This window comes from Pseudoalteromonas sp. M58 (assembly GCF_042604605.1).
GTDB classification, from domain to species: domain Bacteria; phylum Pseudomonadota; class Gammaproteobacteria; order Enterobacterales; family Alteromonadaceae; genus Pseudoalteromonas; species Pseudoalteromonas tetraodonis.
Genome location: NZ_CP152390.1, coordinates 2,815,006 through 2,829,887 on the forward strand (window position 1 = coordinate 2,815,006; position 14,882 = coordinate 2,829,887).

General features: G+C 41.5%; 12 protein-coding genes. 8 read left to right on the forward strand and 4 right to left on the reverse strand.

From position 1 onward, the window contains the following. Positions 1–35 precede the first annotated feature (35 nt). A complete protein-coding gene (locus tag AAGD16_RS12980; RefSeq protein ID WP_090493766.1) occupies positions 36–1,427 on the reverse strand; it encodes a PhoH family protein in 1,392 nt (463 codons plus the stop codon). A 299-nt stretch (positions 1,428–1,726) separates the two neighbouring features. Here AAGD16_RS12980 and rapA point away from each other — a divergent pair, with 299 nt between their 5' ends. From rapA to AAGD16_RS12995, 3 genes are all read left to right on the forward strand, one after another. Then, the gene (gene rapA, locus AAGD16_RS12985) at positions 1,727–4,621 is read left to right on the forward strand and encodes an RNA polymerase-associated protein RapA (protein ID WP_290171960.1); all 2,895 of its coding nucleotides are present in this window, start codon (positions 1,727–1,729) and stop codon (positions 4,619–4,621) included. Between the two features lie 142 nt (positions 4,622–4,763). Further along, the gene (gene rluA, locus AAGD16_RS12990; RefSeq protein ID WP_024601758.1) at positions 4,764–5,417 is read left to right on the forward strand and encodes a bifunctional tRNA pseudouridine(32) synthase/23S rRNA pseudouridine(746) synthase RluA; all 654 of its coding nucleotides are present in this window, start codon (positions 4,764–4,766) and stop codon (positions 5,415–5,417) included. Positions 5,418–5,509: 92 nt separating this feature from the next. Beyond that, on the forward strand, positions 5,510–6,439 hold the full coding sequence (locus AAGD16_RS12995; protein ID WP_377112241.1) for a DUF3530 family protein: 930 nt from the start codon (positions 5,510–5,512) through the stop codon (positions 6,437–6,439). Here the strand turns inward: AAGD16_RS12995 and djlA are convergent. Genes djlA through AAGD16_RS13010 form a run of 3 tightly spaced genes read right to left on the reverse strand, consistent with a single transcriptional unit; the run spans position 6,422 to position 8,967 of the window. After that, entirely contained in the window at positions 6,422–7,279 is an 858-nt protein-coding gene (djlA, locus tag AAGD16_RS13000; protein ID WP_010391624.1) for a co-chaperone DjlA, read from the reverse strand. The two genes, AAGD16_RS12995 and djlA, sit on opposite strands and share 18 nt — an antisense overlap. 33 nt (positions 7,280–7,312) lie before the next feature. Further along, entirely contained in the window at positions 7,313–7,969 is a 657-nt protein-coding gene (gene murU, locus AAGD16_RS13005) for an N-acetylmuramate alpha-1-phosphate uridylyltransferase MurU (RefSeq protein WP_377112245.1), read from the reverse strand. Then, positions 7,966–8,967, reverse strand: a complete 1,002-nt coding sequence (locus tag AAGD16_RS13010; protein WP_377112248.1) for an aminoglycoside phosphotransferase family protein — start codon at positions 8,965–8,967, stop codon at positions 7,966–7,968. Before AAGD16_RS13010 ends, murU begins: the two co-directional genes overlap by 4 nt. Before the next feature lie 94 nt (positions 8,968–9,061). Between AAGD16_RS13010 and lptD the strand changes: the two genes are divergently transcribed. From lptD to apaG, 5 genes are all read left to right on the forward strand, one after another. Next, a complete protein-coding gene (lptD, locus tag AAGD16_RS13015) occupies positions 9,062–11,308 on the forward strand; it encodes an LPS assembly protein LptD (protein ID WP_377112251.1) in 2,247 nt (748 codons plus the stop codon). 96 nt (positions 11,309–11,404) lie between these two features. Beyond that, positions 11,405–12,700, forward strand: coding sequence for a peptidylprolyl isomerase SurA (surA, locus tag AAGD16_RS13020; protein ID WP_008464120.1), 1,296 nt, complete (start codon positions 11,405–11,407; stop codon positions 12,698–12,700). A gap of 2 nt (positions 12,701–12,702) precedes the next feature. Continuing rightward, positions 12,703–13,695, forward strand: coding sequence for a 4-hydroxythreonine-4-phosphate dehydrogenase PdxA (gene pdxA, locus AAGD16_RS13025; protein ID WP_058155260.1), 993 nt, complete (start codon positions 12,703–12,705; stop codon positions 13,693–13,695). Then, on the forward strand, positions 13,692–14,498 hold the full coding sequence (rsmA, locus tag AAGD16_RS13030; protein WP_008113221.1) for a 16S rRNA (adenine(1518)-N(6)/adenine(1519)-N(6))-dimethyltransferase RsmA: 807 nt from the start codon (positions 13,692–13,694) through the stop codon (positions 14,496–14,498). The genes pdxA and rsmA overlap by 4 nt, the downstream gene beginning before the upstream one ends. Beyond that, positions 14,482–14,871, forward strand: coding sequence for a Co2+/Mg2+ efflux protein ApaG (gene apaG, locus AAGD16_RS13035; RefSeq protein ID WP_008113223.1), 390 nt, complete (start codon positions 14,482–14,484; stop codon positions 14,869–14,871). Before rsmA ends, apaG begins: the two co-directional genes overlap by 17 nt. Positions 14,872–14,882: the final 11 nt, after the last annotated feature.

The window sequence follows — 14,882 nt, forward strand, 5'->3', positions numbered from 1 at the left end:
ACTGTAGACTATAGAGCCAAGATGTTAAGCGCAAGTTATAAATTTTCCTCGGCGAACGAAGCCAGTCGACTACGTACTACCCCATTAAGATTTACGGTAGCACCACCTTCAAAGTGCTTAAACCGCTCTACAATATAGGTAAGCCCCGAAGTAACCGCCGTTAAATAATTACTGTCTATTTGTGCCAAATTCCCAGTACAAATTAGTTTTGTTCCTTCTCCGCAGCGGGTAATAATGGTTTTTAGCTGAGAAGCTGTTAAGTTTTGGCTTTCATCTAAAATCACCACCGCATTTTGAATACTACGTCCGCGCATAAAGTTCACCGACTTAAACTGAATATTGGCTTTTTCCATAATGTAATTACGGCTCGAAATTGGGTTTTCATCACCTTTATGCAGCACTTCTAAGGTATCGGTTATGGCAGCCAACCAAGGCGCCATTTTTTCTTCCTCGGTACCAGGCAAAAAGCCAATTGATTCTGCAATTTCAGGGGTATTACGGGTTACAATGACTTTGTCGTAAATACCTTTTTCAATCACCATCTCTAGCGCACACGCAAGTGCCAGTAAAGTTTTACCACATCCCGCAGGGCCGGTTAAAATAACAAGCTCAATAGACGTGTCGAGCAAGGCATCAAGAGCCATTGCTTGGTAAATATTTTTTGGCTTTATTCCCCATGCACTTTGATGCATCAATCGCTCTGCACCAATATCTTTAATGGTAATATGCTCACCATCATACGATTTAACTCTAGCGGCAAACTGATCGCCATCATCAAGTAAATATTCATTACAAAACACATCAGGAATTAAATCTTTAGGGATATGATGAACTGTTTCACGTCCGTGTTGCTCAGTATTACACTGGCCGACATGCTGCCAAAAATCGCCCTCAATTTTTTTATAACCACTGGTGAGTAAATCAATATCGTCAATTAATTGATCAGTACGATAGTCTTCAACATATTTAAGCCCCGCCCCTTTGGCTTTTAAGCGCATGTTAATATCTTTAGTTACTAATATGACTTTTTTATCGCTGTGCTGGTTTTGTAAATGCACCGCACAATTAATAATACGGTGGTCGTTTTCATTGCCCGGCAAACCAGAAATAGAATCGGCAAATAAATGGTCGTTTACAATAATTAAGCTGCCTGTCGATCCGCCTTGTTTATTCCTTGGCAGCGCCACACCTTGTAACATTTGTTCGGGAGTTGCCTGACTCAACACCCCATCAAGGCCACGAATAGCCACTCGCGCATCGCGGCTCACATCGTGTTTTCTATCTTTTATATGATCAAGTTCTTCCAATACGGTCATTGGGATAACAACTTGGTGCTCTTGGAATGACAAATACGCGAGGGGTTCGTGAAGTAATACATTGGTATCTAGCACATACATTTTACTATCAAAATTTGAAGCTTTTCCCATAGTACTTTCCTTACGTTTTATGATTTTTATGCTATACCCAATAAACTAATCAGTGGTTACTAATAAACTTGATTAATTACTTAGGTATAATTTGAGTTTAGTCTATTTGTCATAAAAGTCTGTTTTATGACAAATATCATTTAGTTTGAATTTTCCACAAAATCGACGCACTAATGAGCGCTTAGGGTTGGTAATAATTCATACTTATAAAATTAATTAAAAGTCAGGCAAATAGCGCCTTGCAGTGGTGTTATCTAACAGGTAACATAGCCGCCTTTTTCTTCATAGACGAGACATACATGAATTTTTCCTTAGGTCAGCGTTGGATAAGTGACACAGAGTCAGATTTAGGATTGGGCACAGTTGTTGCCATTGATGGCCGCCAAGTCAGCATTTTATTTCCTGCCAGTGGTGAAAACCGTGTTTATTCTTCTGCAGAAGCTCCGGTAACCCGCGTAGCATTTAATCCTGGTGATGTGATCCGAAGCGTTGAGGAGTGGGAATTACAAGTTGAGTCTATTGAAGTACAGGGTGAGTTATTGTGCTATCACGGTGAACGTGTTGATAACGGTGAAAAAGCACAATTAAAAGAAACTTTTTTAGATCACTTTATCAAGTTCAATAAACCGCAAGACCGCTTATTTGCAGGCCAAGTGGACCGTTTTGATCGGTATACTTTGCGCTATCAAACTTGGTTACATCAGTTTGAACGTCAGCAGTCACCTATTAAAGGCTTAATTGGTCAACGCGCTAATCTTATTCCGCATCAGCTTTATATTGCTCAAGAAGTCGGTAAACGTTTTGCACCGCGGGTATTACTGTCTGATGAAGTAGGCTTAGGTAAAACCATCGAAGCGGGCATGATTTTACATCAACAAATTATCACCGGTCGTGCCAGCCGTGTACTTATTGTTGTGCCTGAGAACTTACAACACCAATGGTTAGTAGAAATGCTACGCCGTTTTAATTTACGTTTTTCTATTTTTGATGAAGAACGCTGCGACGAAGCGTTTGCTGATTCACCTAATGTATTTGATACCGAGCAATTGGTGCTTACTAGCCTTGAGTTTTTAACCAAGAAAAAACGCTGGTTTGAACAAGCTACGTTGGCCGACTGGGATTTATTAGTAATCGATGAAGCGCATCATTTAAGTATTAATAACAATAAACCTAGTGCCGAATACCAACGTATGGCTGAGCTGAGCCAAGATATTCCAGGGCTAATTCTTCTTACCGCTACGCCAGACCAACTGGGTCATCGTAGTCATTTTGCTCGTTTACAACTGCTCGACCCAGATCGTTTTTACGACTATGACGTGTTTAAAGAAGAAGAAGCAAACTACAAAGACGTTGCCGAAGCTGCTAATCAGTTATTACAAGAACAAGCACTGGATGACAGCGCAAAGGCCACATTAATTGAGCTATTAAAAGAAACAGATATCACCGATATCCTTGAAAAAGCCCAACAAGGCGACCTTGCTGCACGCAAAGAAATACTCAATATGTTATTAGATCGCCATGGCACTGGACGCATATTATTTAGAAATAGCCGCAGTGGCATTGATGGCTACCCTAGCCGTAAATTACATGCCTACCCAATGGCATTACCTAAGCAATACAAAACAGCAATGACCGTACTGGGTAATATGAGTGGCATTCAAAATGCCGAACTCAGTGCGCAACGTGCACTTTTCCCTGAAAAAATATTTCAAGAATTTGAAGGTGAAAGCGCAAGTTGGGGATTATTTGACCCCCGTGTAGATTGGCTAATCGAAACGCTAAAAACACTCAAGCGTGAAAAAGTACTGCTTATTTGTGCTAAAGCCGAAACAGCAATTAGCCTGGAGCAAATATTACGTGAACGCGAAGCAATTAAAGCCTCTGTGTTCCACGAGGGCATGTCGATTATTGAACGTGATCGCGCTGCGGCATTCTTTGCCGATGAATACGATAACGCACAAATATTACTGTGTTCAGAAATTGGTTCAGAAGGTCGTAACTTCCAGTTCTCACATCACTTAGTGTTATTTGATTTACCACTCAACCCCGATTTACTTGAGCAACGTATTGGTCGATTAGACCGTATAGGGCAAACACAAGATGTGAACATTCACGTGCCTTACTTTGAAAACACAGCACAAGAAGTACTACTGCGTTGGTATAACGAAGGCTTAGATGCGTTTGAAAGCACATCAACCACTGGGCAGTTGCTGTATAAAGAGTTTAGCGAAGATTTACTTGAGTACATTGCAGCTCATAATTGTGATGAAGATGAGCTAGATCCACTCCTTGAGCAAGTAGCACAAAAGAATGCAATATTACGTAAGCAAATGGAAAGTGGTCGAGATCGCTTACTAGAGCTACATTCATCGGGACAAGGTGCTGCTGACTCACTTGTAGCTGACATTGAAAAGCTCGATAACCAGTTTGAACTGCCAAGCTACATGATCAACGTGTTCGACACCTTTGGTGTAAGCCAAGAAGATAAAGGTGAAAACACCATTATTTTAAAGCCCACTGAGCACATGTTAAACGCTTCGTTCCCATCGCTAAAAGACGATGGTATGACAGTAACCTTTGACCGCGATACCGCGCTTTCTCAGGAAGATGTGCACTTTATTAGTTGGGATCACCCTATGGTGCAAGGCACTATGGATATGATTTGTGATGATGATTTTGGTAGTTCATCGGTGGCGTTACTTAAAAACAAAAAGTTACCACCAGGCACCTTTTTTGTTGAGCTAATATTTGTTGCCGAAGCCATGGCACCAAAAGTCCTGCAAGTGGGTCGCTTTTTACCCCCTACGCCAATTCGTATTTTACTCGATAAGAGCAGTAATAACTTAGGTGAAAATGTTGGTTTTGATGGCTTTAATCAGCAACTATCTGCGGTAGGTCGTCAAACAGCAAGTAAATTAGCCGGTGCATTACAAAGTGCGGTTCATCCAATGATCAATACCGCAAAAGACATGGCGCAACAAAAGCTGGATGTTATTCGTGCCGAGTCATTAGCAAAAATGCAAACATCGTTGAGCGAAGAGCAACAGCGATTAGTTGCACTGAAACAAATTAATCCAAACATTCGCCAAGAGGAAATTACCTTTTACGATAAACAACGCAATGAGCTCACCGCACATATTGAAAAAGCGCAGTTAAAACTCGATGCGATTCGTTTGATTGTGGTTTCGCACTAGAGAACCTAGCTGTCAGTCGTTAGTTAAAGATTACTAACGTGTGTGTATAAAAAGAAAGCGCGATATTTATATCGCGCTTTTTACTTGAGCCTAAGACCTCACTCCACTAAAATAGCGCACTTCAAAATCACTGAGGTCTGCCGTGTTAGTTAACTACAATCCCCCTATGAGCCCGTATTTAACTATACTGTTTCAAGACGATGATTTACTTATTGTAAATAAGCCTAGCGAGTTACTCACCGTACCAGGTAAAGACCCAAAACATGCCGATAGCTTAATTAATCGCGTCAACCGTGTTTTTCCTACGGCTAAAATTGTTCACCGTTTAGATATGGCTACCTCAGGAATACTTTGCTTGGCAATGAACAAAGCCGCTCATCGGCATTTAAGTATGCAATTTCAAGAGCGCGAAACGGCAAAACGTTACATTGCGCGAATTTATGGACAGCTTGAAAATGAAACCGGCTCCGTTGATTTACCGCTTATTTGTGATTGGCCGAACCGCCCTAAGCAAATGGTTGATCACGACAATGGCAAACCCTCGCTTACCCATTTTAAAGTGCTTGAACGTGAAGTACAGGCAACCCGTGTAGAGCTTACTCCTATTACAGGGCGTTCCCACCAGCTGCGAGTACATATGCTAAGCTTAGGCCACCCTATTTTAGGCGATCGTTTATATGCCCACAAAGACGCACTTGCTGCGGCACCTCGATTACAGCTACATGCACAAATGCTGCAACTAAAGCATCCTGTTACAGAGCAAGTACTCACGTTTGAAGCTGACCCCGACTTTTAATACGGATTAATCTTTTAGCTATTTACAGTAAATAGCTAAACTTTAAGAGCACTACGCCGATACATAAATAAGATTTAAATTAAAAGCTTATTATGTTTATTACGCAGATGTTTAAAGTCATTATTACTACTCTTGTGCTTGGCTGTACGTTAATCAGTTTTCAAGCGCTGAGTGCTGAGTATATCGCTCCCCCTCCTTTCTCAAAAAATATTGATGCGGATATCTCTCACCTAGCCCAAAGTGATGAAGTAAAGTCTATTTTAGCTGGTGATACTGAGTTTTTAACTTTATACAGTGAATATATGAGCGCCGACTTTAGAGGGGTAGTCATACTCATTCCTGACTGGCAATCAACGCCCACAAACAATTCCGGCATGAACTTTTTGCGTAAAGAGCTGAATAATCATGGGTACACTTCTTATGCGATGACAGTTCCTGATATAGATTGGCAAGCAGCCCAAGATGACACAGCAAAAACGACTAATGATTCTGTGGGCACAAATGATGAAACAGCCAACGCAAATACTGAGCCTGACACCAGCACACAAAAACAGCCCCATCATGCTGACTATGTTGAGCAAGTAAATACCGAGGTCGTGGATAACTACAAGTTAAAACTGCTCGCTCGCTACGAAGCTTTGTATCAGCAGGCAGCAATGGAGTCTGACAATATTGTTGTTATTGCACAAGGCACCAGTGCTGGGGTGTTGTTGGAGCACTACGCTGAATTTGCAGACTTAAAAATAAACGCCTTCATTAGTTTAAGTAGCTACCTTCCTAATACAAAACGCAATGCCAAGTTAAGCCAAATAACATCCTTGGTCACCCCTGCTTTGTTGGATATTTATTTTGCTACAGACAGTAATGATATCTTAATGAACCTTAAAAACCGTCAGCGTTGGGTTAACCGTAATGCAAAGTTTGATTACCGCCAGCGCCAGCTATTTGGATTACGCGATGCGCCGCAGCAACATGCACGCTTGAGCAAAGAAATAGACGGTTTTTTACGCCGCCTTTTTTAAATACTCGTAAGCAGCTTGAATATCTTGGCTTTTTTTAACCGCGACTTCCATCATATGCTTAGGTAAACCTTGCGATACCAGTTTATCAGGATGGTGCTGAGCCATAAGCTTTCGGTACGCTACTTTAATATCACGTTGCGACGCGTCTTTATTTAATCCCAATAAGGCCAATGCTTGCGAGCGATTCATATCATTACTTGGCGGTACATGATGTCCTGAGCCTTCTCGGTAACTACTGCTCTGACTTTGCTGCTGCCTAAAGCGCTGTTGTTGCTGCCTAAAATTAAACTCTGCTTGATAACGCTTTAGTACAAAGGCAAAGTGTGCTTTAGATACCCCCAACTGCTTGCTGACTTCTTGTAATAATTGCTTTTCTTGCGCGGCAAGCACGCCATCAGAAAACGCCATTTGAATTTGAATTTCTAAAAATAACTGCAGTAAATCGTAACGTTTAGCAAAACGTTCTTTAAAGTCATAAACTGTGTCTTTGAGTGAAAAGTCGCTGTCTTTACCTGATTGAAACGCTTGTTGAGCTTCACGGCGCTCTTCGCCTTTTAAGCCCATTTCATCCATAAATAGCGTCGCAGCTTTAATATGGGTTTCGCTTATTCGTCCATTTGACTTGGCGATATGCCCCATTACTGCAAAGCAGCTAGAAAAAAACAGTGCTTGGCGCTCGTTAACATCATCGCCCTTAAAAAGGTTAGAGAAGCCGCCAGCCTGATCAAAGTCTTTCTTTAGGCTTTTATCAAACATATGACCTAGGTATAAGCCTAAAATGGCGCCAAATATTTTGCCAAACATAAAACCAAAACAGAAACCGAGAATTTTTCCCCACATTTTAAAGCTTACCTCTAGTGTTTTATATTTAGCTTATGGTGCTAATTGTTGGTTAAGAGCCGATAAACGCTCTGGTGTGCCTATATCGTCCCATTGGCCAATATAGAGTTCAGTGGAGACTAAATGTTCATTTATTTTTTCACGCAGTAAAGGCCCTAACGGGCGAATACCTGAGGCCAGCCCTTCAAAGAAATCAGCCTGATAACGGCCAATACCAGAAAAAGTATAGCGCTGTTCACTATTAGGTAAGTGGCTTAGCGTAAAATCACCCTCTGGGTTATGCGCAGGATTTTCAACCAATACAATGTGCGCTTCTTTTGGCTGTAAATGCAGCTGCATTAATGCACTAATATCGTAGTCGCTGTAAACATCACCATTAATCACAATAAATGACTCACCGAGTATAGGAAGTGCTTGAATAATTCCGCCAGCAGTTTCAAGCCCGCCAGTTACTTCCTGGCTATAGGTTATAGTCACGCCCCACGCGCGCCCATCTGCAAAATAGGCTTTTATTTTATCTCCTTGCCACGCAAGGTTAATCACAATTTGGCTAATGCCAGCCGCTTTTAAGCGCATAATATGATGCTCAATCAGTGGTTTTCCCGCTACACATAACATAGGCTTAGGTAACTCTGCGGTGAGCGGCATCATACGTTTACCGCGCCCAGCGGCTAATATCATCGCCTTCATGGTTGTTCCTCTTTTAACCGCTGTTGCACCTTTTGCACCACGCTAGTTTTTATCAAAGCCGATAAGTCGCTAAGCTCAGGGTATTGTGCCGCCACCTCTATTACGTATTCAAGTGTAGGGAGTATGTTTGCTAAGTAACCTTGTTTACCATCACGCAAATATAAACGACAAAAAATACCCGCCGCTTTTAAATGGCGTTGTAAACCCGTTAAATCAAACCAATATTTAAATTCTGCAAATGACTCGTTAGTTATTAAACCTTGGCGTTTAAATTCGTCGTAACCAAACTCAAGTAAATGATTCAGCTCGTCTTTAGGCAATTTAAAGTAGCAGTCTCTTAAAAGTGAGACTAAGTCGTAACATAATGGGCCTTGTACCGCGTCTTGATAATCAATAATCGCCCATTGCTGCTCGCAGCGCATAATATTACGACTGTGATAATCCCGGTGCATTGTGACTGTGGGTTGCTCAAGCAGTGTATTTATTAGCAGCGCTGTGCTTGTTTGCCAAGTCTGTTGCTGCTCAGCGCTGAGCTCTGCGCTAATAAAATCATTAACCAGCCAATTTTTAAAAATATCCAGTTCAAGTGCAATAAAGTCACGGTCATACGGATTCATTGACGGCGCGGCTGGGGTTTTTGCCCACTTGGCACTTAAACTGATCAGTTGCTGGTAATACTCGCTGCGATTCGCATCATCAAGCAAGTCAGCTAAATGGGTGCTACCTAAATCACTTAGAATAAAAAAACCTTGCTGCTCGTCACTATGAATAATGGATGGTAATAAAAACCCCTGCTCAGAAAACACCTTGTTTAATACAATATAAGGGACGTTGTTAACTTTTTTTGGATCGGAGTCCATCACAATAAAGTTTTTATTTTCAGCGTTTAACCTATAATAACGGCGAAAACTGGCATCTGCGGTTATTGCATTAAGCGCATAGGATTGCTCACCAAAGTGAGTATTAATAAACTGTTGTAAACTCTCAAAGCGTGTCATTTTATAAGCTATCTATTTTTCACTAATTACTTTGCCATTGTTTTCCTTTATTATGTATAGCTTGTAACTAATCACAGAGCATAAAGGTCGATAAATGAGCAAAACCTGGGGCATTTTGATGCTAAGCGTACTGAGCGCACCATCGCTTGCCGAAACTGAACTGACACACAACTTTTGTGGCACTTCAATGCAAACCAGAGCTTGGCAACCGCTTGCTGGCATTGAGCTTGGAACGGTTGATATCAGCGCTGATGACGTTGAGCTTTTAGGCACACAAAGCGCTGAATTTACTGGCAATGTTGATATTAACACCGTTAACATGAGTTTGTCCGCACAATCAGCACTGATTGATAAACAACGTGGCCTGCTTAATGCCACTGGCCCAATTACCTATCGCGATTATGTAAGCCACGTACAAAGTTCGGGCTTAAATGCCGATTTAAATAACTCAGCATTTAGTTTATTAGGCGCACAATACAGCCTAACACAACAACAAGGTAAAGGCGGCGCGGAAAAGCTCACCATCGATAAGTCTGGCTTAATGCTGATGAATGCAAGCTTTACTGCGTGCCCAGGTAATACGCCTGTGTGGGCTATTGAAGCCGATGAAATAAACTTATCACGTGAAGAAGGCTGGGGCGAAACCTACAATGCCGTGCTACGTATTTTAGATACGCCGGTACTCTATTTACCTTATTTTACTTTCCCACTCGATGAGCGCCGTAAGTCAGGCTTATTAACGCCCAGCTTTTCAAGTTCAGATCGCTATGGGTTAGAAACGATTACGCCTTATTATTGGAACATTGCCCCTAATTATGATGCCACTATTACCCCGCGTTATATGTCACGTAAAGGGCTACAGTTACAAACTGAATTTAGATATTTAACCCCAGAGCACCAAGGTTTAGTGGCTGTAGAATATTTAAATAAAGATGACTCAGAGCCTGAACTTAACGAGCGCTTTTTGTTTCATTGGCAACAAAAAAGTTATATTGGTGAAGACTGGCGAGCCAGTATTGATATTACCAATGTTAGTGATGACAACTACCTAACTGATTTAAACTCCGCTTATGCCAGTAAAACCGATACGCAGCTTTATCGTACCGGCTCGCTAACCCATATGGGCGAAATGTGGCGTACTGATATAAAAGTGCAAAACTTTGAAGTACTCGGTGACCACTTAGAATCATACACGGCCTTACCACAGATTAGCTTTACCCAAACCACCCCGTGGAAAGTTGATTATTTCGACTTTAGTGTTTCAGGCGAGCTGAGCCATTTTACTAACAGCTCTGCGGTAATTGACCAAGCTACTCGCGTGCACATAGAACCTAAAGCACGCTTTGATTACAAAGAGTATGCCTGGTCATTTTTATCTGAAGTAAGCTTGCTTCAAACTAACTATAAACAAGACGGTGATTTACAGGGTACACAGTATAGCGATAATGTTTCGCGTACTTTGCCAAAAGTGCGCTTATATTCTCAGCTTAACTTTGAGCGCGACACCTCAATTTTTATCGACGATGGTATTCAAACTCTAGAGCCACAAATTCAGTATTTATATACGCCTAATAAAGATCAGTCTGACATTGGCTTATACGATACCACCAAGTTACAAGATGACTTTTTTGGTTTATTCAGGGATGCGCGTTTTTCAAGTGTTGACCGAATTGCCGCAGCTAATCAATTTACGCTCGGGGCTACAACGCGTTTATTTGATAAGAAAAATGAAGAAGTATTTAACTTCAGCGCAGGCCAAATATTTTATTTAAGTGATTCAGCCAAGCCTACAGAGCAAGGGCTTAATAGCGATAGTAACTACAATGCCTTGTTTGCAGCGCAAACCATGTTACATTGGCACCGCCGCTGGTATTTATCGGGTGGTATTCAGTACGACACGGATGGCAAGCAAATTATCCAGTCAAATTTAACCTTAGACTACAAAGGTGACGATAATCAGCTGGTTCAATTGAACCATCGCTATGCAAATGATGTCTCAGGAAATACAATCGAGCAAGCGGGCTTATTTACAAGCATCCCTATCAGTGACGAGTGGCAATTTATTGCAAGTTACCATCGCGATCTTGATAATAACCGCAGTATTGAAGTATTTAGTGGATTACAGTATGAATCGTGCTGTTGGGCGTTCCAAATTACTGGCCATCGCCAAATTGAAACTGATTTAAATCAGTCAATTGGGCAACCCCAAGCCACTTTTGATTCGAGTATTCGTTTGAATTTTGTATTAAAAGGGCTTGGTAGTAAAAGCCGTTACGATGCTCAAAAATTATTACAACAAGGTATTTTTGGTTATCGTAGGCCGTATTTTCTTAATGACTAAACTGCTTTATTTATAGTAAAAATTTACAAATAACTATATCAATTTAGCCGTATTTAGCATTACAACAGTACTATTAGTAAGAGTAGTAAAAAGAATATGAATTTAAAAAAATTATTAACATCAGCAGTTTTAACGTTCAGCTTATGCCAAAGTGCATTTGCCGCCCCTGTCGAAATAGATAAAGTAATTGGTATTGTAAACCAAGGCGTTATTTTAAAAAGTGAAGTAGACACCATTGTTGATCGCGTAAAAAAACAAGCAGAAGAACAAAACCAACAGCTGCCAAAAGACGAAACACTGCGTGTTCAGGCGATTGAACGCTTAGTAAATCAAACCTTGATGATGCAGATGGCTGAGCGTATGGGCTTAGAAATTTCAGATAGCCAGCTTGACCAAACCCTTGCCAACATGGCCAAAGAGCAAGGCGGTACAATTGCTGATTTGCGTCGTACTATTGAAGCGTCGGGTGAGAGCTTTCAAGCTTACCGCGAAGAAATTCGTAAAGAGATAACCACGCAACAAGTTACGCGTGCAAACGTAGACCGCCGTATATATGTAAGCGACCAAGAAATTGATAACTTACTAAAAATTATGGATAGCCAAGGCCAAAATGCCGAAGAATATGATATTGGTCATATTCTTATCGATATTCCAAGTGGTGCAAGTGCAGACGACGTAAGCTCAGCAAAAACACGCGCAGACAAAGTTATTGAACTGCTGCAAGACGGCCAAGAATTTAAGCGTATTGCCATTTCATCATCAAGTGGCTCAAAGGCCCTTGAGGGCGGCCAATTAGGCTGGATGGGCATTAACGAAATGCCATCGTTATTTGCAGAAGCTGTAAAAGGTAAAAAGAAAGATGCGATTATTGGTCCACTTCGTTCCGGTGCGGGTTTCCACATCATTAAAGTACAAGACGTACGTGGGCGTCAAGTAGTTGAAACCACCGAAGTTAAATCTCGTCATATTCTTATTAAGCCTTCAATCATTTTAAGTGAAGAAAAAGCACGCACTATGCTAGCTGGCTTTGTTAAAGATTTACGCGCCGGCGATGCTGACTTTGCAGAACTTGCTAAAGAATACTCACAAGACCCCGGTTCAGCACTTAAAGGTGGTCAATACGATTGGACTGATCCAACCACCTACGTGCCTGCGTTTAGAGATACGTTACTATCACTTGATAAAAACGAAATCAGCGAACCATTTAGAAGTCAGTTTGGCTGGCACATTGTGCAGTTACTAGATAAACGTGTTGCAGATAAGACCGAGCAAGCTAAACGTAATCGTGCACATGGCATGTTGTTTAATCGTAAATTTAAAGAGGAAAGCTTTAACTGGCAGCAAGAAATGCGCGAACAAGCCCATGTTGAAATTTTCCCAATAGACGAATAATTATGACCTTAAGAATTGCGGTAACCCCAGGTGAGCCTGCAGGCATTGGCCCAGACTTGCTATTAAAACTGGCACAGCATAGCTGGGATGCGCAACTAGTAGCGATTGCAGATGCATCGCTACTAAAACAGCGCGCAAAGCATTTAGGTTTAAACATTAAATTAATTGAATTTGATGAACAAGCCAAAGCAATGCCAACAGCGGCTGGCAGCTTATATATTAAGCAAATTGATTTAGCAGAGCCCGTTGAGCTTGGCGTGCTTAATGACGCCAATGGGCAATACGTTTTAGATACATTACGTATTGCCAGCGAGAAGAATATGGATGGCACATTTGATGCCATTGTTACGGGGCCTGTTCATAAAGGTATTATTAACCAAGCCGGCATTTCTTTTAGTGGCCATACTGAGTACTTTGCTCAGCAATCAGGTACAGCCGATGTGGTTATGTTATTAGCCACTGAAGGTCTGCGTGTTGCCCTAGTAACTACACATATTCCGCTTGCTTATGTCTCTCGTGCTATTACGCAAGAGCGACTAGTTAAAGTGGCTAATATTCTTAATCATGACTTGAAAACTAAATTTGGCATTGAGCAACCACGTATTTTAGTCTGTGGCTTAAACCCACATGCCGGTGAAGATGGTCATTTAGGCCGCGAAGAAATCGACACGATTACGCCTACGCTCGACCTACTAAGAGCTGAGGGGATGAACTTAATCGGACCTTTACCAGCAGATACGTTATTTCAAGATAAATACCTAAATGAAGCCGATGCAGTGCTGGCTATGTATCACGATCAGGGATTACCTGTGCTAAAATACAAAGGATTTGGTAAGTCAGTGAATATAACTCTCGGCCTTCCATTTATTCGCACCTCAGTCGATCACGGTACTGCGCTTGATTTAGCCGGTACAGGCGATGCTGATGTTGGCAGTTTTGAATTAGCAATCCGCGAAGCAATTAAGCTCGCCCATGAAAAAGCACAGAATCAATGACCGATAAAGTACACTTAGGACACCGCGCCCGTAAACGTTTTGGCCAAAACTTTTTATTCGATGAGTCAATCATCGACAAAATCGTCACCGCTATCGATCCTAAACCACAAGATAATTTAGTAGAAATTGGCCCAGGTCTAGGCGCTATTACCGAGCCTGTTGCCGATTTAAGTGGCCATTTAACGGTTGTTGAGCTAGATAAAGATTTAGCCCAGCGTTTAATTGAACACCCATTTTTAGGGCCAAAATTAACCGTAAACCAAGGCGATGCAATGAAGTTTGATTTTGCAAGCCTAGTTAAAGATGACAAAAAACTAAAAGTATTCGGCAACCTGCCGTACAACATTTCAACGCCTTTGTTGTTTCACCTGTTTGAATTTGCCGATCATATTGAGCACATGCACTTTATGCTGCAAAAAGAAGTGGTAAAGCGCATGGTAGCAGGCCCTGGTAGTAAAACCTTTGGTCGCTTGAGTGTGATGACTCAGTATTATTGTCATGCGATGCCTGTGGTAGAGGTACCGCCTGAATGCTTTAAACCGGCACCTAAAGTCGATTCTGCGGTTATTCGCTTAATCCCTAAAAAGGCACAGCAGCGCACCGCTAAAAGCGTTAAAATATTAAACACCGTTTGTTTAGAAGCATTTAATCAGCGCCGTAAAACGTTGCGTAACAGCCTTGGCAACCTTCTAACCGCTGACGAATTAACCAGCATTGGCATTGATATTACTTTGCGAGCTGAGAGCCTGTCGTTACAACAATTTATTGATATAGCTAACTGGATTTATGACAACAAGCAGTAATATAGGATCACCTGTAAAGGTATCTGTTGAAACGTTTTATGTAGAAGAGCAATCGCAACCTGAACTAGATAAGTTTGTGTTCGCCTACTCCGTTACTATAAAAAACCACAGTTTATGCAGTGCAAAGCTACTTAGCCGTTATTGGCTAATTACTGATGCCAATGGCAAAGAAGTAGAAGTGCAAGGCGAAGGTGTGGTGGGTGAAACCCCAGATATAGCCCCAGGTGAAAGCTACAAATATACCAGTGGTGCAATAATAGATACACCGGTAGGCACCATGCAGGGACATTACACTTTACGTAACGAGTTTGGTGCTGAATTTAAAGCACCCATAAACGTATTCCGCTTAGCCTGCCCTAATATCCTACACTGATAAAAACAGGT

What these genes read in the sequence shown, in the direction of transcription:
- djlA (WP_010391624.1), bottom strand. Translation starts at nt 7,279, where the DNA reads ATGTGGGGAAAAATTCTCGGTTTCTGTTTTGGTTTTATGTTTGGCAAA.
- AAGD16_RS12995 (WP_377112241.1), top strand. Translation starts at nt 5,510, where the DNA reads ATGTTTATTACGCAGATGTTTAAAGTCATTATTACTACTCTTGTGCTT.
- surA (WP_008464120.1), top strand. Translation starts at nt 11,405, where the DNA reads ATGAATTTAAAAAAATTATTAACATCAGCAGTTTTAACGTTCAGCTTA.
- pdxA (WP_058155260.1), top strand. Translation starts at nt 12,703, where the DNA reads ATGACCTTAAGAATTGCGGTAACCCCAGGTGAGCCTGCAGGCATTGGC.
- AAGD16_RS12980 (WP_090493766.1), bottom strand. Translation starts at nt 1,427, where the DNA reads ATGGGAAAAGCTTCAAATTTTGATAGTAAAATGTATGTGCTAGATACC.
- AAGD16_RS13010 (WP_377112248.1), bottom strand. Translation starts at nt 8,967, where the DNA reads ATGACACGCTTTGAGAGTTTACAACAGTTTATTAATACTCACTTTGGT.
- murU (WP_377112245.1), bottom strand. Translation starts at nt 7,969, where the DNA reads ATGAAGGCGATGATATTAGCCGCTGGGCGCGGTAAACGTATGATGCCG.
- apaG (WP_008113223.1), top strand. Translation starts at nt 14,482, where the DNA reads ATGACAACAAGCAGTAATATAGGATCACCTGTAAAGGTATCTGTTGAA.
- rapA (WP_290171960.1), top strand. Translation starts at nt 1,727, where the DNA reads ATGAATTTTTCCTTAGGTCAGCGTTGGATAAGTGACACAGAGTCAGAT.
- rsmA (WP_008113221.1), top strand. Translation starts at nt 13,692, where the DNA reads ATGACCGATAAAGTACACTTAGGACACCGCGCCCGTAAACGTTTTGGC.
- lptD (WP_377112251.1), top strand. Translation starts at nt 9,062, where the DNA reads ATGAGCAAAACCTGGGGCATTTTGATGCTAAGCGTACTGAGCGCACCA.